We start from the raw sequence: 20,221 nt of genomic DNA, 5'->3' as shown, positions 1-20,221 counted from the left end.
AGTCAATTTCCGGCCAGGGGAAACTCGTTTGCGATAGTGACGTGGTGGTGGATTCGGCCTTCGAAATACTTGGCCAATACCGCCTCGGTCGCGGCCCGCGATTCGGCGCGGGCCGGGCTCGCGAGCGCCGCTTCGACCGCGGCCATGTCGCGGTAGTTGATTGCCAGGATCATCGGGTATTCCGGTGCGCCGTCGTCGCGCTTCTCGGCAAAGCTGACGCGCACGTCGAGCGCGCCGGGGAACGCCTTCCATTTCGGCAGAACGGTCCTGATCACGTCCTCGCGAAACGCTTGGGTCTGGCCGTCCTTCACCTTGCCTTCAAACAGCGCATAGCGTGTGATCATGTCCCGGGCTCCTCGTCCTTGCGTCGGAAAAATTCCATCAGTGCGGCCTGATCCTCGCCGCCAAGTCCGGCGGCCGTCAGCAGCCGGTGCACCTCGGCGCAGACGGCCGTCAGCGGCATTGCGGTGTGCGTGCGCCGCGCCAGATCCTGCGCGGCGTTGAGATCCTTCACCATGTTGTCGATGCGGCCGGTGCGCCGGTAGTCGCGGGTGGCGAAGCGCGGCAGGTATTCCTGCAAGATCGCGCTGTCGGCGCGGCCACCCTTCAGCGCCTGAGGGATCTTGAGCGCGTCCACGCCGGCGTCGAGCGCCAGCCGCGTCGCTTCAGCCACGGCCATGAAGTTCAGAGCGCACAGCACCTGGTTGATCAGCTTGGTCGTCTGGCCCGCGCCGGCCGGGCCCATATGGGTGTAGTTGGTAGCGACGTCGCGCAGCAGCTCGTGAGCATCCGCGACGTCGTCCGGCTCACCGCCCGCCATCAGCGTCAGCTCGCCGACGAGCGCCTTCGGCGCACCGCCGGAAAGCGGGCTGTCGACCCAGCGCAATCCCTTGTCTCGGGCGTCGGCCGCCAGCTGGCGGGTCGCTTCGGGGTCGATCGACGACATGTCGATGAGCAGCGTGCCAGGTCTTGCCCCGGCCGCGACGCCGCCGTCGCCGAACACGGCGCGACGCACGATCGCCGCCGAATTGAGGCTGAGGATGACGTAGTCCGCTGTGCGGGCTGCCTCGGCCGCGCTGGGCGCGGCGCTGGCGCCTTTGGCGACCAGCGTCGCCACCTTGGCCTTGTCGAGATCGAACACAAAGAGGGCGTTGCCGGTGGCAAGCAGGCGTTCGCCGATCGCTCCGCCCATGGCGCCGGCGCCGATCAGTGCGACTATGCGGGTCATGACTGTCGCTCCTCAAATGTGGCTGTTATGTCCGAGACGATCTTCTCCAGCGGCGCGTCGATCGCCACCACCACTGCGTTCTCGTCCTTTCCGGGCACTTCCAGCGTCGCGAATTGGCTGTAGAGCAGGCTGGTCGGCATGAAGTGGCCGGTGCGCTCGCGCATGCGCCGGGAAATCAGGTCGCGCGACCCATCGAGATAGATGAACAGCACGGGCGCGCCGGCCTGTTCGGCGATGAAATCGCGATACGCGCGCTTCAGCGCCGAGCAGCCGACTATGATCGGCGTGCTCTCCTGCCTCAGCGTTTCGCCGACTTTTGCCAGCCACGGCCACCTGTCGGCGTCGTCGAGCGGAATGCCCGCGCTCATCTTGGCGATGTTGGCCTCGGGGTGCAGCTTGTCGCCATCCACATATGTTGCGTGGATCGCATGGGCCAGCGCCTCGCCGACCGTCGTCTTGCCCGAACCGGTGACGCCCATGACGACCATGCGCGGTGGCGGGTCAGATCGAAGCTGTGATGCCGCCATCGACATAGAGGACATGACCGTTAACAAAAGAGGAGGCGTCGGACGCCAGGAAGATGCAGGCGCCGACCAGTTCTTCGACCTTGCCCCACCGGCCGGCAGGCGTGCGCTTTTCGAGCCAGGCGCTGAAGGCCGGGTCGGCGACGAGGGCTGCGTTGAGCGGCGTGTCGAAATAGCCGGGCGCGATCGCGTTGCATTGCAGGCCGTGTCGGGCCCAATCGGTCGCCATGCCCTTGGTCAGGTTGCCGACCGCGCCCTTGGTCGCCGTGTAGGGTGCGATGCCGGGGCGGGCGAGTGCAGTCTGCACGCTGGCGATGTTGATGATCTTGCCGTGGCCGCGCCTGATCATGTGGCGCGCGACGGCTTGGCCGACATGGAAGACGCTGGCGACGTTGGTCTGCAACAGGCGCTCGAACGCATCGGCGGGGAAATCCTCGAGCGGCGTGCGGAACTGCATACCGGCATTGTTGACAAGGATGTCGATCGGCCCGTGGGCCTGCTCGAAAGCATCGATCGCGGCGCGCACGGCGCCGTGGTCAGTCGCATCGAAGGCGAGCGTCGCGGCGCCGGGAATCTGCGCAGCCGCGGCGCCGAGCTTTGCCTCGTCGCGGCCGTTGAGCACCACTTTGGCGCCTGCTTCGGCCAGCCCTCTGGCCAAGGCAAATCCAATGCCTTGCGAAGACCCGGTGACGAGCGCGGTGCGCCCGGTGAGATCGAACAAGGTGGACGACATTTTCCCGATTGCCTCTCGTCGCTGCCCGCATTATGTTATCGATAACATATGCTGTCAAGTCAAGTGGAGCAAAACCGATGCAGCGGCCTCACATCCTTCAGGTTGGACCCTATCCCGCATGGGACGAGGAGTTGCTCAACGAAGCCTTCGTGGTGCATCGCTATTTCGCGGCGGACGACAAGCCGTCCTTTCTCACCGAGGTCGGGCCGCACGTGCGCGCCATCGCCACGCGCGGCGAGCTCGGCGCCAGCCGCGCCATGATCGAGGCTTGCCCGGCGCTCGAGGTCGTCTCCGTCTACGGCGTCGGCTTCGACGCGGTCGATCTCGCGGCGTGCCGGGAGCGCGGTGTGCGTGTCACCAATACCCCGGACGTGCTGACCAACGACGTCGCCGATCTCGGCATCGCCATGATGCTGTGCCTGTCGCGCGGCATGATCGGCGCCGAGCGCTGGGTGCGTGACGGCAGTTGGGCGGCCAAGGGCCTCTACCCGCTCAAGCGCCGCGTCTGGGGTCGGCGGGCCGGTGTGCTGGGCCTCGGCCGTATCGGCTATGAGGTGGCCAAGCGTCTCGCCGGCTTCGGTATGGACATCGCCTACAGCGACGTTGCGCCGAAGGATTTCGCCGCGGATTGGACGTTCGTCGCCGACCCCATCGCGCTGGCCCGTCGTTCGGATTTCCTGTTCGTCACGCTCGCCGCGTCGGCCGCCACGCGCCGCATCGTCGACAAGGATGTGATCGCGGCGCTCGGCGAGGACGGCATGCTGATCAACATTTCGCGCGCTTCCAACATCGACGAGGACGCGCTGCTCGACGCGCTCGAAAAGAAGGTGCTGGGGTCCGCCGCGCTCGACGTCTTCGAAGGCGAACCGAAGCTCAATCCGCGGTTCCTGGCGCTCGACAATGTGCTTCTGCAGCCGCACCACGCGTCGGGCACCATCGAAACGCGCAAAGCGATGGGCAAGCTGGTGCGCGACAACCTTGCTGCTCATTTTGCCGGCCAGCCGCTGCTGACGCCGGTGCTCTGAAACTGTTTCGCGCAATTTTTCACGGGAAGCCGTTGCTTGCCTGAACCGCAAGAGGAGTTCGCCTGCCATGAAGTCGATCGTCATACACGCCGCCAAGGACCTGCGCATCGAGGACCACCCGGTCGAGGAGCCAGGTCCAGGCCAGGTGCTGCTCCGTCTTGCCGCCGGCGGCATCTGCGGCAGCGACCTGCACTATTACAATCATGGCGGCTTCGGAACGGTGCGTCTGAAGGAGCCGATGATCCTTGGCCACGAAGTCTCCGGCGTGATCGAGAAGCTCGGGCCGGGTGTCGGTGGACTGGAAGCGGGACAACTCGTCGCCGTCTCGCCGTCGCGGCCCTGCTACAGCTGCCGTTACTGCCGCGAAGGCATGCACAACCAGTGCCTCAACATGCGCTTCTATGGCAGCGCCATGCCGTTTCCGCATATCCAGGGCGCGTTCCGTGAAATGCTGGTGGCGGACGCGCTGCAATGCGTGCCGGCCGACGGGTTGAGCGCAGGGGAAGCCGCGATGGCCGAACCGCTGGCGGTTTGTCTGCACGCAACGCGTCGGGCCGGAGAGATGCTTGGCAAGCGGGTGCTGGTCACAGGCTGCGGACCGATCGGCCTGCTGTCGATCATCAGCGCGCGGCGCGCCGGCGCCGCCGAAATCGTCGCCGTCGACATCGCCGATTTCACGCTGTCGATGGCGATGCGCGTCGGCGCCGACAGGACAATCAACACCCGAAACGACCCGGAGGGGTTGGCGCCCTATCTCGCCGACAAGGGAACGTTCGATGTCCTCTACGAGTGCTCGGGCGCTGCTGCCGCGCTGGCGCAAGGCATCGCGGCGCTGCGCCCACGCGGTTGCATCGTCCAACTCGGCCTCGGCGGCGACATGACGCTGCCGATGATGGCGGTCACCGCGAAGGAACTCTCGATCAACGGCTCGTTCCGCTTCCATGCCGAATTCGCCGTCGGGGTCGAATTGATGCGCAAGGGGCTGATCGACGTGAAGCCGCTGATCACCCACACCGTGGCCTGCGACGAGGTTCTATCGGGCTTCGATCTCGCCAATGACCGCAGCCGAGCGATGAAGGTTCAGATCGCCTTCGCATAAGCCGCGAGGGCGCGTTGCATTCCGTTGTGATATCGATAACGTACGGATATGCAATCTTCGCCAAAACGCCCGACCATGGCCGATGTAGCGCATCGCGCCAACGTCTCGACGATGACGGTGTCGCGTGCCTTCAAGCGCGACGCCTCGGTCAGCGCCGACACGCGCGACCGGATACTCAAGGCGGCGGAGGAGCTCGGCTACGTCTTCGACAGCATCGCCGCAAATCTGTCGTCGCGGCGCTCCGGTTTCGTGGCGGCGACGATCCCCTCGATCAACAACGCCAATTTCGCCGACACCGTGCGTGGCATGACCGAGGGCCTGCGCGACAGCGGGCTGGAGATCCTGCTCGGCTTCACCGACTACAATGTCGAGGAGGAAGAGCGTCTGGTTGGTCAGCTGCTGCAGCGACGGCCGGAAGCAATCATCGTCACCGGCGGCCGGCATACGCCGCGCTGCCGCAAGATGCTGGCCAATGCCGGCGTCCCGGTGGTGGAGACCTGGGACCTGCCGGCCGATCCGATCGGCCATGTCGTCGGCTTTTCCAACGCAGACGCCGGGCGCTTGATGGTCGATCATTTCGTCGAACGCGGCTACTTGAGGCTCGGTTTCATCGGCGGCGACACCTCGCGCGACACGCGCGGCCTGGACCGGCGGCGCGGCTTCGTCGCCGCATTGCAGGACCGCGGCCTCGATGCTTCGCGCGTCATCGCTTCCGGCGTGCCGCCGATCTCGATGCGCGAGGGTGCTGCCGCCATGATCGAGATGATCTCGCGCTGGCCCGACACACAGGCGGTGATGTGCGTGTCGGACCTTTCCGCCTTCGGCGCGCTGATGGAGTGCGTACGGCGCGGCATCCGCGTTCCCGATGACGTCGCGATCGCCGGCTTCGGCGCCTATGACCTTGCCGAGCAGTCGGTGCCCTCGATCACGACGATCGACGTCGGGGCGCACGAGATCGGCATCCGCGTCGCCGAACTGGTGCTCGACCTGCTCAACGGGCGGCGAGCACCCGACGACCGGGTCGTCCTCGGCATGACGCCCAAGGTAATCGTTCGCCACACGGCCTGATCGGTTCGGAGAAAACAAACGGCCGGCGGGATGATCGCCGGCCGCTTGCCTGTCCTGATCCTGTAGTGCTTACTTGCCCCAGACCTTCTTGTACTCGTCGCGGTAGCCGTTACCGGGATCGAAACGGTTGTCCGGGCCGCCGTCGAATTCGACATTGTCCGACGTCACCACATGCAGCGGCGAGATGTAGCCCGACCACTTCTCGCCGGCCATGGCGCGGTTGAGCTCGTCGACGAGCTGCCAGCCCTGAAGGTTCAACGGTTCGGCCACCGTCACCTTCTGGAACTGGCTCGAGCGGATGCGCTGGTAGGCCGATTCCGAGCCGTCGCCCGCCGCCACGTTGATCGGCGCGTCGGTGCCGGACTTGCCGGCCGCCGCCAGCGACGGTCCCATGAAGTCGAAATATAGATCGTTGATCGCCAGGGAGTGGGTCCACGCATCGCCGTATTTCTGCAGGAGCGACGTGGTGAGCTGCGGCATGCGCTGCGAGGTCTCGGCAATCGGCGTATCGACATATTCGAGCACCTTGCCGCCGAGATCCTCGATCTCCTTCTTCATCCGGTCCGCCTTGGCGATGGCGATCTGGTAGGTGGAATCAGTGAAGATGATGACGCCGGGCTTGCCCTTGGCGTCGACGAAGGCCCAGTCGGCGGCCGCCTTCGACACTTCCATCGGATCGGTCGAGACATTGGCGACGATGCCGAGATCGTCGATGGGCCCGACCGTCGGCGCGGCATGCCATGCCACCATGGGGATCTTGGCGGCCTTGGCCTGTTCCATCGCCGGCTTCTGCTCGACCGCGTCGAAGCCGTTGATGATGATGCCGTCGGGATTGAGCGCCAGCGCCTGGCCGAAGGCCGCCGTGCGGCCGCCGATGGAGCCTGCGCCATCAAGGGTCTTGACCGTCCATCCAAGTGCCGCCGCGGCTTCCTCCACACCCTTGGTGACGCCGAGGATGCCGCCATTCTTCATGTCGGCGCCGAGCACGACGATGGTCTTGCCGGCAGCGCCCTTCGGTCCTGTCGTCGGGCCGTCCCACTTCTCGACCTTGCTGGCGTATTTGTCGACGACGGCCTTGGCGGCGGCCATGGGGTCGGCCAGGGTCGGCGAGGCGATGCCAAACGCCAGGCAGGCGACGCCAAGCTGGAGGAATGTTCTGCGCTGCATATCGTTTCTCCCATTAAGCATTGTCGGTTGTCTTTGTTGGTTGGCTGGCGGGTGGTTGATCGGTGGCTGCTCGGGGCGGCACGACCGCGCCGCGGCGGCGCTGCGCGTAGCCGGCGATGCCGATCGCCACGAGCAGGGTGACGCCGTTGAACAGCGGCTCGACCCAGAACGAGCCGCCGAACTGCTGGATGCCGGAAATGCCGACCGCAAGGATGACGACGCCGACGATCGTGCCCCAGACATTGACCCGACCGGGCTTGATGGTGGTCGATCCGAGGAAGGCGCCGACCAGCGCCGGCAGGAGGTATTCGAGGCCGACGCTGGCTTGGCCGATCCGCAGCTTCGAGGCGAGCAGCACGCCGCCGAGCGCGGTCAGTGCGCCGGAGGCGACGAAGGCGCCCATGACGAATTTCTGCACCGGAATGCCGTTGAGCGCGGCCGCCTTCGGGTTGGCGCCGATGGCGTAGAGGTAGCGGCCGATCGGCAGATATTCGAGCACCAGCCACATCGCCAGCGCCAGGATAATCACGTAGTAGCCGGTGATCGGCAGGCCGAACAGCATCGTGCCGTTGAGCGCAAGGAAGCCGTCAGGCAGCACGCCGACGACTTGGCGGCCACCGGTGTACCACATGGCCAAAGCATAGAGCACGGTGCCGGTGCCGAGCGTTGCGATGAAGGAATCGATGCGCGCCACCTCGACCAGCAGGCCGTTGATGAAGCCGGTGAGGACGCCGAGCGCGATGACGATCAGCACTGCGATCGGCCACGGAATGCCGAAGGCGGTCTGCAGGCTGATCGCAAGGATGTGCCACAGCACGATGCCGTAACCGACGGTGAGGTCGATGCGGCCAGCGGCCATCGGGATCATGGCGGCCAGCGACAGGATGGCGATGATCGCCTTGTCGGAGACGATCGAGCGCAGGTTGAGCAGCGTCGGAAACGTTCGCGGCAGGAGCAGCGAGAACAGCACGATCAGAAGCAGCATCAGGATCGGCAGGCCGTAGACCGGCAGATAGCGCGCCGTCCTCTGGGCAGGGCTCAATCCGGAGAGTTCCGAACGGGTCGGCTCCAGCGCCGTCGACTTGATCGAGTTCATGGATTCTCCTCAGGCGGCTTCGGACACGGAGGCGGCGCTGACCAGCGCCGCCGTCGTCAGGGCATCGCCGGCCAGCTCGCGCACGATGCGGTTATGTGAGAAGACGAGCGCGCGGTGGCAGATATGGGCGACCTCCTCGAAATCGGTCGACACGACGATGACCGCCAGCCCGGCTTCGACGGCGGTTGCGATCAGCCGGTAGATCTCGGCCTTGGCGCCGACATCGACGCCGGCCGTCGGATCCTCGGCGATCAAAAGCTTGCGGCCCGTCGCCAGCCAGCGGCCGACGACCACCTTCTGCTGGTTGCCGCCGGACAGCGCCTCGATGGGCAAATGCGGGTCGTTGGGGCGCAGCCCCAGCCGGGCGCCGAGCTCCCGGGTAAGCTCGCTTTCCCGCGCCGGCTTCATGAAGGAGAAAAGCCCGCGGCCGACGGCCGACGGATTGAGATACATGTTCTCGCGCACGGAGAGCGACAGCGCCACAGACTCCTCGGTGCGGTCGCGGGCGATCAGCCCGACGCTCGCGGCAAGGGCGGCGCCGACCGAGGACAGGTCGAGGCGCTTGCCGTCGAGCAGCACCGTGCCGTCGAAACGCTCGGCGCCGAACAGCGCGCGCCCGACGGCTTCCTGGCCGGCACCGCGCAGGCCGACCAGTCCGAGCAATTCACCCGAGCGCGCCTCGAAACCTACTGGGCCGACATTGCCGCTGGTAAGCTTTTCGACCTTGAGCCGCTCCGGCCCATCCTGCCAGCGCGACTTGGCGAACATCTGGTGCGCCGGCCGACCGACGATGAGATCGACCAGTTCCTGCGGCGTGGTCTCGTCGACCGGCTTGACCGCGACCATTCGGCCGTCGCGCATGACCGCGACGCGGTCGGCGATGCGGAACACCTCGTCCAGCCGGTGCGAGACGTAGATCATTCCGACCCCGCGCTGGCGCAGCGGCCGCAGCGCCTCGAACAGGCGCTCGACCTCGTCCGCAGGCAGGCTTGCCGTCGGCTCGTCGAGCACCAGGACATCGGCCTCGGTGGCCAAGGCGCGCGCAATGGCCACCAGTGACTTTTCGGTTCGTGACAGGTCCTGGACGCGCGTCGCCGGATCGAAGGCGCAGCCGACCAATGCCAGCGCGCGCTCGGCGCGACGCTCGGTGTCGCGCCAGTCGATCAGACCGGAACGCCGAGAAAAACCCTGCGCCATGCCGACATTTTCGGCCACCGTCATCCATTCGATCAGACCGAGGTCCTGATGGATGAAGGCGACTTTCTGCGGCTGGTTCGGACGCGGCGGGCGATGATGGTAGTCCTCGCCGCGGAAGCGGATCGTCCCCTGGTCGCGCTTGTGGATGCCGGCGAGCGTCTTGATGAGCGTCGACTTGCCCGCGCCATTCTCGCCGAGCAGAGCGACGATCTCGCCCTCGTGGATGTCGAGCGAGACCGACTTCAACGCCAAGGTGCCGCCGAAGCGCTTGGAGATGTCGATGAATTCGATGAGCTTGGGCCGCATTTTTTGGCCTCCTCCCAAGCCAAGCAAACGACTGAATTGCGATTGATGTTATCGCTAACATTTTTGCAGGTCAAGTCTTGAAAGCTGCGCGCCGCGAAGGCTATCGATGAGCCGGTTTTCGCGGAGAAGTGGTCATGTTCGGAGACATTGAAGGTGCCGGGTTCGAAGTTCTCGACGAGCGTTTCGAGAGCTGTTTCGTCGGTCACGTGGCGGTAGAGCGGCTGTGGACGGGCGGACGCTGGCTAGAGGGGCCGGCCTGGTTCGCGGCCGGCCGCTACCTGGTGTTCTCCGACATCCCGAACGACCGCATCATGCGCTATGACGACACCAATGGCGAGGTCTCGGTCTTCCGCGCGCCGTCCAACAACGCCAACGGGCATACGGTCGACACGCAGGGACGGCTGGTTACATGCGAGCACCGAACGCGGCGTGTCACGCGCACCGAGCACGACGGCTCGATCACGGTGATCGCCGATCGCTTCGAAGGCAAGCGCTTGAACTCGCCGAACGATGTCGTGGTGCGCTCGGACGGCACGGTGTGGTTTTCCGATCCGCCCTACGGCATCGCGACCGACTATGAGGGCGATCGCGCCGAGCAGGAGATCGACGGCTGCCATGTCTACCGCGCCGACCCCGTGAGCGGCGAGGTGGTGCGTGTTATCTCCACCATGGCCAAGCCCAACGGGCTCGCGTTCTCGCCGGACGAGAGCATTCTTTATGTGGGCGACACCGGCGTCACGCATCAGAAGGACGGGCCGAGGCACATCCGCAAATTCGCCGTGGAAGGCGGCGCGCTGCGCGAGCTTGGCGTGTTCGCAACTTGCACGGTCGGTTTGTTCGACGGGTTCAGGGTGGACACGGCCGGCCGCGTCTGGGCAGGCGCCGGCGACGGCGTCCACTGCTTCGACCCAGACGGCACGCTGATCGGCAAGATACGCATTGCGGAGACGGTGGCCAACCTCACCTTCGGCGGCCCCAAACGCAATCGCCTTTTCATCACGGCGCGGCAGTCGCTCTACGCGGTGTTCGTTGTCGCGAATGCGGCGGCAAGGGGATGAGATCCAGCCCTTGGGTCTGTTGCTATTTGGGGCAGCGTCAGTTGCTGCGCGTCGCCACGAAGGTCGCGGCTTCCTTGAGCAACTCAGCCGCATCGCCATAGGGCTCGAGCAGCGCATGCGCCTGGTCGATCAGGCCGTGCAGCTGGCCGCGCGCCCAGTCGGGTCCGTGCAGCGCGGCAAGCGTCGCCTTGCCGGCGGCGGCGTCCTTGTTCGTCGCCTTGCCCATCTGCTTGGCGTCCGCCGTCAGGTCGAGCAGGTCGTCGGCGAGCTGGAAGGCAAGGCCGATCGCCGAGCCGAACTCGGCCAGTCTCTCGCGGTCCGCTGGCGGTGCGCCAGCAACGATCGCGCCGGCCTCGCAGGCGAAGCGGATCAGCGCGCCGGTCTTCATCGCCTGCAAGGTGATGATGCCGGCCTCGTCCGGCCGCTTGCGCTCGGCCTCGAGGTCCAGCATCTGGCCGCCGACCATGCCGCCGGCGCCGGCCGCGCGGGCAAGTGCGAGAACGAGGGTGGCGCGGCGCTCGGCCGACAGCGCGGTCGCTTCGCCGGCGATGATGTCGAAGGCCAAAGTCAGCAGCGCGTCGCCGGCAAGGATCGCGGTCGCCTCGTCGAAGGCCTTGTGCACCGTCGGCTGGCCGCGCCGCAAATCGTCGTCGTCCATGGCCGGCAGATCGTCATGGATGAGCGAATAGCAATGCACGCATTCCAGCGCCGCCGCGACGCGCAGCGCCGCGTCATTGTCGGCCGAAAACAGCGCAGCGCTTTCCAGGATCAGAAAAGGACGCAGCCGCTTGCCGCCGTTGAGCACGCCGTGGCGCATGGCCGCCATCAGGCGATCGGGTCGCGCGATCTCGCCCGAAAGCGGACGCGCGTCGAGGATCCGCCGCAGCTCGGTCTCGACCGCGGCGGCGCGCATGAAAAGCGCGGATTCGAAGGCGATCTGGTCGTCTTTGCTCATGGTCGGGAGCGGTAGCCGACACACAGACATTGCGCAAGAAGCCTTGCGCCTTTATGCCGGAGGGGGCGAGGCACGGGTTGGGCGGCTTGACGGAACCGATCGTCGAATATGAAAGCGAAGGGCTGGACATGGCGCGACGTCGGCGCCTGAACCGCGCCGGTGTGACGCGCATCGCCCGGCGCTGCCTGGTCGTGGCGCTTGTGCTGGCGGCTGTCCCGGTCGTGCTCACCTTCCTTTACCTGCCGTCCTTCGTGCATCCGGTCTCGACGCTGATGCTGAAGGACCTTGTGACGTTTTCCGGCTACGACCGGCGCTGGGTGTCGATCGACGATGTGGCGCCGGTGCTGGCGCATTCGGTGATCATGTCGGAGGACGGGCAGTTCTGCTTCCACCGCGGCGTCGATCTCGGCGAGTTGCGCGGCGTGGTCGACGACGCACTGGCCGGCGAGGCAACGCGCGGCGCTTCCACCATCACCATGCAGACGGTGAAGAACCTGTTTCTGTGGTCGCGCCCGCTGGGCAGCGTGCGCAAGGTGGTCGAGCTGCCGCTGGCCGTCTATTTCGATGCGGTGATGTCGAAGCGGCGGATCATGGAGATTTATCTCAACATCGCCGAATGGGGGCCGGGCATCTACGGCATCGAGGCCGCCGCCCAACACCATTTCGGTGTCTCGGCCAAGCAATTGTCGCGAAGGCAGGCGGCGTTGCTCGCCGTCAGCCTGCCCAACCCGATCGCGCGCAATCCGGCCAAGCCGGGGCCGGGCTTGCGACGGCTGGCCTCGCTGATCGAACGCCGTGCGAGCCGGTCCGGCGCCTATGTCGGTTGCCTTGACTAAAGGCCGTTGACGTTCATTCGCTCAAGGGGGATTCTTGCAGCGCTGACGGAGTGGCATAACGAACCTCGTGTCAGCCTTATCCGCGATCAGAAGGAGCGGATCGATGAATCCCACCAATGATCTCGAACAAGTCGTCGAGCAATACCACCGGGCGCTCGGCGCGTTCATGCGGGGAGATTACGAGCCCGCCAAGCGGCTGTTCTCTGAACAAGACGATGTCACCCTCGGCAACCCCTTCGGACCTTTCGCGCGCGGATTGACGCAGGTCGTCGAGACCATGAAGCGTGCGGCATCGAATTACCGGGATGGCGATGCGATCGGCTTCGACGCCATATCGAAATACGTAACCGCCGGTCTCGCCTACATCGTCGAGGTGGAGCGGCTCGAATCCAAGGTCGGCGGGCGCAAGGATGTCACCCCAGTGCATCTTCGGGCTACGAGCATCTTTCGCCACGAGGAAGGCGGCTGGAAGCTCATCCATCGGCACGCCGATCCGATAACCGCCGCGCAGCCAGCGGACTCTGTCCTGCGGAAGGGTTAGGGCGAAGCGGCGCCGGCTCAAAAAAATTCGCGGCCACCGCTGGCCAAAACTGCGCAAGGCGTGTATAGGCACCCGACTTTCTCAGATTATGGCCTCGATGCGGCCCTTTCGCGAGGGTTGCCGGGGCATTTTGACCATGTAGTGGAGCATATCCATGGCCGTTCCAAAAAGAAAAACCTCTCCGTCGAAGCGCGGCATGCGCCGCTCGGCCGACGCCCTCAAGGCCCCGACCTATGTCGAGGACAAGAATTCCGGCGAAATGCGCCGTCCGCATCACATCGACCTGAAGACCGGCATGTATCGCGGCCGCCAGGTTCTGGAGCCGAAGGAAAGCTGAGAAGCTTCCATAGGTTTGTGACGTTTTCAAAAGACCGGCCCCTGGCCGGTCTTTTTGTTTTGGCGACAGGGCTGCTGTGGCGTGTGGCGGCCATACCTGGCCGGCTTTGCCGAAAGCATGACAACCGGCTGACACCGTTATTTCATTAGGTCTTAGAGCGTGTTCGCCGTCGCCGGCGAAAACCCTTGACGGCGCGCCTGCGGCGGATTTTACAAAAGGGTGCCCCCATTGGAGTCGCCCAGATGTTCGGTGCCATCCCGCTGCTGATCGTGCCTTTCGTCCTCTACAATCTCGGCCTGCTCGGATTGTTCGGCGGCGGCGACGATCCCTGGATGACCGAGATGTTCTCCTTCCGCATGATGTCGGGCGGGGTGTTCTCGATGACGCTCGGCGACCTTATGGTGCTGATCGGGCTGATCTTCCTCTTCATCGAGATCTCGAAATCGGTGCGCACGACCAATGCCTCGATCCTGGATCATCTTTTGTCGACGCTGGTCTTCATCGCCTTCCTGGTCGAATTCCTGCTGGTGAAGGGCGCGGCGCACTCCGTCTTCTTCACGCTGATGATCATCGCGCTGTTCGATGTGCTGGCCGGCTTCTCGGTGTCGATGCGGTCGGCGAGCCGCGACATCAATCTGAACTGAGATACGGCATAGAATTTCTGATCGCATGACTTCGCGATTGGCGAAGCACATTGATCGCATCGTCATTCTATGGCGGAGCAAGGAGCGAAGCGACGCGCGCAGACCATAGAATCCATGCCGTGACTTGGAAGCGCTGCTGCGGTGCAGAATTCTGCTCCGCTGCACTCCTTGGCGACGGTAACGGCATGGATTCCAGGGTCTCCGCGACGGAGCTTCGCTCCTGCTTCGCCCTGGAATGACGAAATTTCTTGCCCCGCCTCAACCTGCCGTCGTTTCAGCCTTTCGCGCAACCACTTCGTCGTAGGCAGCACGCAGTTGCTGGCGCACGGTCGGCGCGCCCGGCGGCGTCTTCGACGGTGCGCCGAGATGCTCGTGGCGCAACTCGTCCATGAACTGCTCCCATAGCGGCGGGCCGCCCTTTTCGAGCAGTTCGGCGCGGATCGACAATTCTTCCGTGACCGGCAGCCAGACGCGTCCCCAGGCGCCGAGCTGCGCCATGATCGGCACCAGCGTGATCGCCATCTCGGTCAGGCTGTAGATCGCCTTCTGCTTGTGGCTGGGGTCGTCGGCCTTGGTCAGCAGCCCGAGCTCCATCAGCCGCTTCAGCCGGTCGGCCAGAATGTTGGAGGCGATGCCCTCCAGCGAGCCGTTGAGCAATTCGCGAAAATGGCGCCGGCCGCCAAAGATCATGTCGCGCAGGATGATCAGGCTCCATCGGTCGCCGAACACCTCAAGCGAGAGATTGATCGGGCAGCCGGACCGACGGTCGATGCTCATGGCACTCTCCAGAAAAACCAGTTGCATTATGATATCAGTTTGATTATCGTGCAACTGATTGCAAAATGCAATCGGATTGGAGGAGCAGATGACCGCCGCAGCACAGCGCCCCGACATCGTTTCGGAGACTTTCGGCAGCCCGAAAGATCCAGCGATCCTTTTGATCATGGGCGCCATGGCCTCGATGTCGTGGTGGCCCGAAGCCTTCTGCCGGCAACTCGCCGAGCGCGGCCGCTTCGTCATCCGCTACGACAACCGCGATACCGGCCTTTCGAGCAAATATCCGTCTGGAGCGCCGACCTACACGTTCGAGGACATGGTGGACGACGCCATGCGCGTGCTCGACGACCATGGCGTCGCCAAGGCGCATGTCGTCGGCATGTCGATGGGCGGCATGCTGGCGCAGAGCGTGGCGCTGAAATATCCCGAACGCGTCGGCGCGCTCACCGTGATCTCCTCTTCGCCGCTCGGCGTCGATACATCCGGCCTGCCGGGAATGACCGAAGCCTATAAGGAACATTCTGCCGAGGGCGCCAATGTCGACTGGTCGAAGCGGGGGCAGGTACTCGACTTCATGCTCAAGGACGCCCGCGCGATTGCCAGCACGCGCCATCCGTTCGACGAGGAACAGACGCGCGCGATGATCGAGGCGGATTATGACCGATCCGGCGGCCTCGCCAGCGCGACCAACCATTTCCTGCTCGAGGGCGGCGGCCCGCAGCGCACGGTGCGGGATCTGTCCGTGCCGTTGCTCGTCATTCACGGCACTGCCGATCCGCTCTTCCCGATCGAGCATGGCGAAGCGCTGGCAAGTGCGGTTCCCGGCGCAAGGCTGGTCAAGGTCGAGGGCGGTGGCCATGAGTTGCATCGCAACGACTGGCAGCAAATCGTCGACGCCATCGTCGCACATCATTAGGCGTGGAGGTTCCGGCTTGACTCAACGGGTTTACGGAAATAGTGAAGCAGTTACTTCAGTATTACCCGATAGCCGAACGCGAAGAGAGCGAGAATGTCCCTGACGCTGCATTTCCACCCGCTGGCTTCGTTCTGCTGGAAGCCGCTGATCGCGTTCTACGAGAACGGCACGCCGTTCGAACCGGTGATCGTCGACCTTGGCGACGAAGCTTCGCGCGCGGCCTTCCTGAAGGTATCGCCGACCGGCAAGATGCCGGCGCTGCATGACGATGCGCGGGACCGCACGGTGCTGGAATCGACCATCGTCGTCGAATATCTCGCCGCGCATTATCCGGGGCCGGTCGAGCTCGTTCCCGCCGACGTTGATCTCGCCCTCAAGGTCCGCCAAGCCGACCGCTTCTATGATTTCTACGTGCAGCATCCGATGCAGAAGATCGTCGGCGACAGGCTGCGGCCAAGGGACAAGACCGATCCGTTCGGCGTCGAGGAGGCCCGCGCGCAGCTGCGCAACTCCTACGCCATCATAGAAGAGGAGATGCAGGGCAAGACCTGGGCTGTAGGCGAGACCTTCACCATGGCCGACTGCGCCGCATCGCCGGCACTGTTTTATGCCAACAAGGTCGAGCCGTTCGGCGACAAGTTCCCGGCGGTGAAACGCTACCACGACCGGTTGCTCGCGCGTGCGTCCTTCGCCCGCGTCATCGAGGAAGCGGGACCTTACTTCAAGCTCTTTCCGTACAATAACGGCTAGCCGGCATGCTGCACGATCCCGCCCAGCTCGACCTGATGTTCCAAGCGCTCGCCGATCCAGCCCGGCGCAGCATGGTGGAACGGTTGTCGCGCGGGCCGGCATCGGTCAGCCAGCTGGCGGAACCGCTGGCGATGTCATTGTCGGCCGTCGTCCAGCATCTCAACGTGCTCGAGGCGAGCGGCCTGGTCAGGACGGAAAAGCTCGGCCGGGTGCGGACCTGCCAGATCGAGCCGCAGGCGCTTCGGGCTGCCGAGCATTGGATCAACGAGCGGCGGCTCGCTTGGGAGGGCCGGCTCGACCGTCTCGGCGATTTCCTCGCTGAAACCAAGGATGAAACCTGAAGGAGCCCGCCATGAGCGAACGATCCGTCGTCCATTCCGCCTTCGTCATCGAGCGCGTCTATCCGGTGGAGCCCCAGAAGGTCTTTTTCGCGCTGAGCGATCCGGCCGCCAAAAAGCGCTGGTTCTTCGACCCCGACAACCCCATGCACAGCCGGCATGAGATGGATTTTCGCGTCGGCGGCAAGGAGGTGAATGCCGGCTGCCCCAGCGATGGGCAGATGCATTTCTACAACGCCGTCTATCAGGACATCGTGCCCAACCGGCGCATCGTCTACAGCTACGAGCTCTTGTTCGGCGAAACCCGGGTCTCGGTTTCGCTCGCGACGATCGAGCTGATCGCCGAAGGCAACGGGACGCGGCTTATCCTCACGGAGCAGGGGGCCTTCTTCGACGGCATCGACACGCCGGCTACCCGCGAGCATGGGACCGGCGAATTGCTCGACGCGCTCGGCGCAGCCCTGGCGGCGAACTAAGGCCCGGTGTCCAAGACACGATCACCTTCTCGCGCGCCTGCGGCTCGGCGCCCTCAAGTCATTCCCCCGGCGCCGTTTCCCAGAACTGGTCGAGCCAGATGTTGAGCCTGAGGAAGCCGGCGCTGCTGACGGCATAGACGCGCCTCGTGCCTTCGGCCCTGGCATTGACCAGGCCGGCGTCAAGCAGGACCTTCAGATGCTGGGAAACCGCAGGGCGTGAGACGGGCAGCCCGGCCGCCAGTTCGTTCACCGTCTTCGGGCCGCGCCGGAGTTCTTCCAAGAGATAGCGCCGGTTGGGATCGGCTATCGCCACGAAGGCGTCAGAAAACATCATGCCTTTATTTGTGAGGCAAAGTCTTCAGAATCTCAACTATTGGTTTCAATCTTTCTGCGCGGATCGAGCCGCGTGGCCTCGGGCGTGACCGCGCGGTCCGCGGGCTGCGTCTTGAAGGCATCGCGGTTCTCGATCGGCACCGGCGCGCGGGCGCGGATACGCAGCAGCGTGTAGCCGGCAAGGCTGAGATGTGCGAGCGCGGTTGCAAGGAAAAGCCCCTCCGGACGCACCGAGCCCATCAGCGCCGCGGCCAAAAGCGGGCCGATCATCGTGCCGAAGCCGTAGAGCAAGAGCAGGCCGCCGGAAACCTTGACGAAGTCCTCGGAGCGGGCGTGATCGTTGGCATGCGCGACGGCGATCGAATAGAGCGTATAGGCGAAAGCGCCATAGGCGGCGGTCATCACGATGACGAAGACACCCGAACGCGGCGCGATCAGGAAGATCAGCACCGCGACCAGGGCCGCGCCGAAGGCCGCGCCGGCCAGCACGAAGCGGCGGTCGGTTGTATCCGACAGGCGTCCGGCCGGAAGCTGCATGGCGGCGCCGGCGACGACGACAAGGCTCATCATCAGCGCGATCTCGGCGGTCGATATGCCGATACGCGCGCCATAGACGGCGCCAAGCGTGCCCCAGGCGCCGTTGGCGATGCCGATCAGGACGCAGGCCACCGCCGACACCGGCGAATTGGCGTACAGGCCTTTGACGTCGAGCTTGACGTCCTGCAGGGGCTTGGGATGCGACTGCGTCGACACCGCCGTCGGAATGAGCGACAGGCAAAACAGGATGCCGGTGATCATGAACAGCGAGGCCGACCGCACGTCGCCGCCGGCGACGATCATCTGGCCGCCCATGATCGAGGCATAGGTGACCATCATGTAGAGGCCGAAGACGGTGCCGCGGTTTTCGTTGGTCGCCTTCTCGTTCAGCCAGCTTTCGATGACCATGAACGCGCCGGCCATGGTGAAGCCGGTGAACGCGCGCAAAAGGATCCAGAAATACTCGTCGATTATGAGGCCGGTGAGCAGCGCGATGATAGCGCCCGACGCGGCGAAGGCGCCGAAGGCCCTGACATGGCCGGCGCGGCGCACGAGACGCGGCGCGAAGAAGCAGCCGGTAACGAAGCCGCCCGCCCAGGCCGTGCCCATGAGGCCGAGCGATGCCGTCGAAAAACCCTCCACCTGGCCGCGCAGCGGCAGGAGCAGGCCGTGCAGGCCGGATGCTGCGAGCAGGAAGGCCGTGCCGCGCAGCAGCGAGAGTATCGGTCGATAGGTTGCAAACATCGCTTGATCCGGGTTCGAGACGCAGGGTCTGAAGACAGATGCATTCGGGCTTTTCGGCGGCGAGCGAGCACGCCGAAAAATTTATCCGCGGCGGAACAGCGACTCGGCGGCGGATTTGGTGGCGCCTTTGGCGGTGCGCTCGGCTTCCAGCCTGGCGATCTCGTCGCGCAGCAATGCGATGCGCTCGGACAATTCGTCCACGGAAAGCAGCGACAGGTCCTGGCCGATCTCGTGCGGGCGCGGCTTCTTCCTGGGTTCGTCGTCGAAGATCGCCATCCGTCGCTCCTCCCTTACTTGGCCATTTGCCTGATTTGGCAATCAGCATACATAGGGCAGGGGCGCCGATGCAAACCACGAGCGACGACACGCATCCGAGGAGACGAGAAAGCCATGGCAAACGGACAGAAGATACCGGCCACGATGACGGCCATCGCGATCTCGCAACCCGGCGGGCCAAAGGTGCTCAAGCCGGAAACCCGTGACATGCCCGTACCCGGCCCCGGCGAAGTGTTGATCCGGGTGCACGCGGCCGGCGTCAACCGGCCGGACGTCCAGCAGCGCAACGGCGCCTATCCGCCGCCGCCCGGCGCCTCCGACCTGCCCGGCCTCGAGGTGGGCGGCGAAATCGCGGCGCTCGGCGACGAGATATCGCGCTGGCGCATCGGCGACCGGGTCTGCGCGCTGACGCCGGGCGGCGGTTATGCCGAATATGTCAAGGTGCATGCCGGCAGCGTGCTGCCGATCCCGGCCGGCTTCACCTATTCGGAGGCCGCCGCGGTTCCGGAAAACTACTTCACCGTCTGGCACAATGTGTTCGAGCGCGGCGGCCTGAAGAAGGGCGAGACGCTGCTTGTCCATGGCGGCTCGTCGGGCATAGGCACCACCGCCATCCAGCTTGCCTCGGCCTTCGGTGCCTATGTGATCACCACCGCCGGCAGCAAGGAGAAATGCGACGCCTGCCTGAAGCTCGGCGCCGACCGGGCCATCAACTACCGCGAGGAGGATTTCGTCGCCGCGGTGAAGGACGCGACCGGCGGCAAGGGCGCGGACGTCATCCTCGACATGGTCGGTGGCGATTATGTCGCGCGCAACTACGATGCCGCGGCCGTCGAGGGGCGCATCGTGCAGATTGCCGTGCAGGCCGGCGCTGTCGCAAGCACCAATTTCGCAACGCTCATGGTCAAGCGCCTGACCCATACCGGCTCGACGCTCAGGCCGCGCACCGTCGAGTTCAAGGCGGCCATCGCCGCTGCGCTGGAGGCCCAGGTGTGGCCGCTGCTCGGCACGCGCAAGGTTGCTCCCGTCATGGACATGATCTTTCCGCTGACCGAAGCCTGGCGCGCGCATGAGCGCATGGAAGAGGGCGAGCACATAGGCAAGATCGTCCTCGACGTCGGGTGAGATGTATCGAGTTTCAGGTGAGGCCGGTCTGCAAATGCCGGTCTTCTGCGCTTCCGGTGCTCACGTACTTTAAGTACGCTCCGCTCCGGCCTTCGCCGGCCGAAGCCCTCATGAATGTTTCCGCTCTATGAAGGC

The 20,221-nt window shown here is 64.9% G+C and carries 25 protein-coding genes; 13 read left to right on the top strand and 12 right to left on the bottom strand.

The window, feature by feature from the left end; all coding sequences use genetic code 11:
* Window positions 1-2 precede the first annotated feature (2 nt).
* The 4 genes from WDX12_RS06450 to WDX12_RS06435 are packed head-to-tail and all read right to left on the bottom strand — an operon-like array spanning window position 3 to window position 2,485.
* On the bottom strand, window positions 3-344 hold the full coding sequence (locus tag WDX12_RS06450; RefSeq protein ID WP_320296506.1) for a hypothetical protein: 342 nt from the start codon (window positions 342-344) through the stop codon (window positions 3-5).
* Complete coding sequence (locus WDX12_RS06445) at window positions 341-1,228, bottom strand: NAD(P)-dependent oxidoreductase (protein WP_434724303.1); 888 nt, start codon at window positions 1,226-1,228, stop codon at window positions 341-343. Before WDX12_RS06445 ends, WDX12_RS06450 begins: the two co-directional genes overlap by 4 nt.
* Window positions 1,225-1,716: a gluconokinase gene (locus WDX12_RS06440; RefSeq protein WP_434724302.1), complete on the bottom strand. Its 492-nt coding sequence runs from the start codon at window positions 1,714-1,716 to the stop codon at window positions 1,225-1,227. Before WDX12_RS06440 ends, WDX12_RS06445 begins: the two co-directional genes overlap by 4 nt.
* 13 nt (window positions 1,717-1,729) lie before the next feature.
* Window positions 1,730-2,485, bottom strand: a complete 756-nt coding sequence (locus tag WDX12_RS06435) for an SDR family oxidoreductase (protein ID WP_320296509.1) — start codon at window positions 2,483-2,485, stop codon at window positions 1,730-1,732.
* 77 nt (window positions 2,486-2,562) lie between these two features.
* Here WDX12_RS06435 and WDX12_RS06430 point away from each other — a divergent pair, with 77 nt between their 5' ends.
* The 3 genes from WDX12_RS06430 to WDX12_RS06420 all read left to right on the top strand — a co-directional run bounded on the left by WDX12_RS06430 (window position 2,563) and on the right by WDX12_RS06420 (window position 5,677).
* A complete protein-coding gene (locus WDX12_RS06430) occupies window positions 2,563-3,510 on the top strand; it encodes a 2-hydroxyacid dehydrogenase (protein ID WP_434724301.1) in 948 nt (315 codons plus the stop codon).
* Between the two features lie 67 nt (window positions 3,511-3,577).
* Window positions 3,578-4,609, top strand: a complete 1,032-nt coding sequence (locus WDX12_RS06425; protein ID WP_434724300.1) for an L-idonate 5-dehydrogenase — start codon at window positions 3,578-3,580, stop codon at window positions 4,607-4,609.
* Between the two features lie 75 nt (window positions 4,610-4,684).
* Window positions 4,685-5,677, top strand: coding sequence for a LacI family DNA-binding transcriptional regulator (locus WDX12_RS06420; protein ID WP_434724299.1), 993 nt, complete (start codon window positions 4,685-4,687; stop codon window positions 5,675-5,677).
* A 69-nt stretch (window positions 5,678-5,746) separates the two neighbouring features.
* Here the strand turns inward: WDX12_RS06420 and WDX12_RS06415 are convergent, their stop codons facing one another.
* From WDX12_RS06415 to WDX12_RS06405, 3 genes are read right to left on the bottom strand one after another with little or no spacing between them, the layout of a single operon-like run.
* Window positions 5,747-6,844, bottom strand: a complete 1,098-nt coding sequence (locus WDX12_RS06415; RefSeq protein ID WP_320296513.1) for an ABC transporter substrate-binding protein — start codon at window positions 6,842-6,844, stop codon at window positions 5,747-5,749.
* A 13-nt stretch (window positions 6,845-6,857) separates the two neighbouring features.
* Window positions 6,858-7,940: an ABC transporter permease gene (locus tag WDX12_RS06410; protein ID WP_434724298.1), complete on the bottom strand. Its 1,083-nt coding sequence runs from the start codon at window positions 7,938-7,940 to the stop codon at window positions 6,858-6,860.
* Window positions 7,941-7,949: 9 nt separating this feature from the next.
* Window positions 7,950-9,443 (bottom strand): sugar ABC transporter ATP-binding protein, encoded by a 1,494-nt coding sequence (locus WDX12_RS06405; protein ID WP_434724297.1) that lies wholly within the window; start codon window positions 9,441-9,443, stop codon window positions 7,950-7,952.
* A 134-nt stretch (window positions 9,444-9,577) separates the two neighbouring features.
* Between WDX12_RS06405 and WDX12_RS06400 the strand changes: the two genes are divergently transcribed.
* On the top strand, window positions 9,578-10,501 hold the full coding sequence (locus tag WDX12_RS06400; protein WP_320296516.1) for an SMP-30/gluconolactonase/LRE family protein: 924 nt from the start codon (window positions 9,578-9,580) through the stop codon (window positions 10,499-10,501).
* A 37-nt stretch (window positions 10,502-10,538) separates the two neighbouring features.
* Here WDX12_RS06400 and WDX12_RS06395 read toward each other — a convergent pair whose 3' ends face one another.
* Window positions 10,539-11,456: a polyprenyl synthetase family protein gene (locus tag WDX12_RS06395; protein WP_434724296.1), complete on the bottom strand. Its 918-nt coding sequence runs from the start codon at window positions 11,454-11,456 to the stop codon at window positions 10,539-10,541.
* Window positions 11,457-11,533: 77 nt separating this feature from the next.
* Between WDX12_RS06395 and WDX12_RS06390 the strand changes: the two genes are divergently transcribed.
* The 4 genes from WDX12_RS06390 to WDX12_RS06375 all read left to right on the top strand — a co-directional run bounded on the left by WDX12_RS06390 (window position 11,534) and on the right by WDX12_RS06375 (window position 13,814).
* The gene (locus WDX12_RS06390; RefSeq protein ID WP_434724295.1) at window positions 11,534-12,292 is read left to right on the top strand and encodes a biosynthetic peptidoglycan transglycosylase; all 759 of its coding nucleotides are present in this window, start codon (window positions 11,534-11,536) and stop codon (window positions 12,290-12,292) included.
* A 103-nt stretch (window positions 12,293-12,395) separates the two neighbouring features.
* The gene (locus WDX12_RS06385; RefSeq protein ID WP_434724294.1) at window positions 12,396-12,833 is read left to right on the top strand and encodes a YybH family protein; all 438 of its coding nucleotides are present in this window, start codon (window positions 12,396-12,398) and stop codon (window positions 12,831-12,833) included.
* A gap of 154 nt (window positions 12,834-12,987) precedes the next feature.
* Window positions 12,988-13,170: a 50S ribosomal protein L32 gene (gene rpmF / locus WDX12_RS06380; RefSeq protein WP_006203806.1), complete on the top strand. Its 183-nt coding sequence runs from the start codon at window positions 12,988-12,990 to the stop codon at window positions 13,168-13,170.
* Window positions 13,171-13,412: 242 nt separating this feature from the next.
* Window positions 13,413-13,814, top strand: a complete 402-nt coding sequence (locus WDX12_RS06375) for a hypothetical protein (protein WP_042641631.1) — start codon at window positions 13,413-13,415, stop codon at window positions 13,812-13,814.
* 258 nt (window positions 13,815-14,072) lie between these two features.
* Here the strand turns inward: WDX12_RS06375 and WDX12_RS06370 are convergent, their stop codons facing one another.
* Window positions 14,073-14,591, bottom strand: coding sequence for a winged helix-turn-helix transcriptional regulator (locus WDX12_RS06370; RefSeq protein ID WP_320296525.1), 519 nt, complete (start codon window positions 14,589-14,591; stop codon window positions 14,073-14,075).
* Between the two features lie 88 nt (window positions 14,592-14,679).
* Between WDX12_RS06370 and WDX12_RS06365 the strand changes: the two genes are divergently transcribed.
* From WDX12_RS06365 to WDX12_RS06350, 4 genes are all read left to right on the top strand, one after another.
* Window positions 14,680-15,507 carry an alpha/beta fold hydrolase gene (locus WDX12_RS06365; protein ID WP_434724293.1) on the top strand — a complete coding sequence of 276 codons (828 nt, stop codon included), beginning with the start codon at window positions 14,680-14,682 and terminating at the stop codon, window positions 15,505-15,507.
* A gap of 93 nt (window positions 15,508-15,600) precedes the next feature.
* Complete coding sequence (locus tag WDX12_RS06360) at window positions 15,601-16,257, top strand: glutathione S-transferase family protein (protein WP_320296527.1); 657 nt, start codon at window positions 15,601-15,603, stop codon at window positions 16,255-16,257.
* A 5-nt stretch (window positions 16,258-16,262) separates the two neighbouring features.
* The gene (locus WDX12_RS06355; RefSeq protein WP_320296528.1) at window positions 16,263-16,598 is read left to right on the top strand and encodes an ArsR/SmtB family transcription factor; all 336 of its coding nucleotides are present in this window, start codon (window positions 16,263-16,265) and stop codon (window positions 16,596-16,598) included.
* An 11-nt stretch (window positions 16,599-16,609) separates the two neighbouring features.
* Window positions 16,610-17,071, top strand: coding sequence for an SRPBCC family protein (locus WDX12_RS06350; protein WP_434724292.1), 462 nt, complete (start codon window positions 16,610-16,612; stop codon window positions 17,069-17,071).
* 58 nt (window positions 17,072-17,129) lie between these two features.
* Here WDX12_RS06350 and WDX12_RS06345 read toward each other — a convergent pair whose 3' ends face one another.
* The 3 genes from WDX12_RS06345 to WDX12_RS06335 form a co-directional block, all read right to left on the bottom strand.
* Entirely contained in the window at window positions 17,130-17,405 is a 276-nt protein-coding gene (locus tag WDX12_RS06345) for an ArsR/SmtB family transcription factor (protein ID WP_320296530.1), read from the bottom strand.
* Window positions 17,406-17,437: 32 nt separating this feature from the next.
* A complete protein-coding gene (locus WDX12_RS06340; RefSeq protein WP_320296531.1) occupies window positions 17,438-18,685 on the bottom strand; it encodes an MFS transporter in 1,248 nt (415 codons plus the stop codon).
* 81 nt (window positions 18,686-18,766) lie between these two features.
* Window positions 18,767-18,961, bottom strand: a complete 195-nt coding sequence (locus WDX12_RS06335) for a DUF1192 domain-containing protein (protein ID WP_140645782.1) — start codon at window positions 18,959-18,961, stop codon at window positions 18,767-18,769.
* A 114-nt stretch (window positions 18,962-19,075) separates the two neighbouring features.
* Here WDX12_RS06335 and WDX12_RS06330 point away from each other — a divergent pair, with 114 nt between their 5' ends.
* On the top strand, window positions 19,076-20,086 hold the full coding sequence (locus WDX12_RS06330) for an NAD(P)H-quinone oxidoreductase (RefSeq protein WP_320296532.1): 1,011 nt from the start codon (window positions 19,076-19,078) through the stop codon (window positions 20,084-20,086).
* Window positions 20,087-20,221 lie beyond the last annotated feature (135 nt).

Source organism: Mesorhizobium sp. RIZ17, assembly GCF_051127865.1.
Lineage (GTDB): Bacteria > Pseudomonadota > Alphaproteobacteria > Rhizobiales > Rhizobiaceae > Mesorhizobium > Mesorhizobium humile.
The sequence above is the reverse complement of the archived record's forward strand: the minus strand, read 5'-3'. Positions and strand labels throughout refer to the sequence as shown.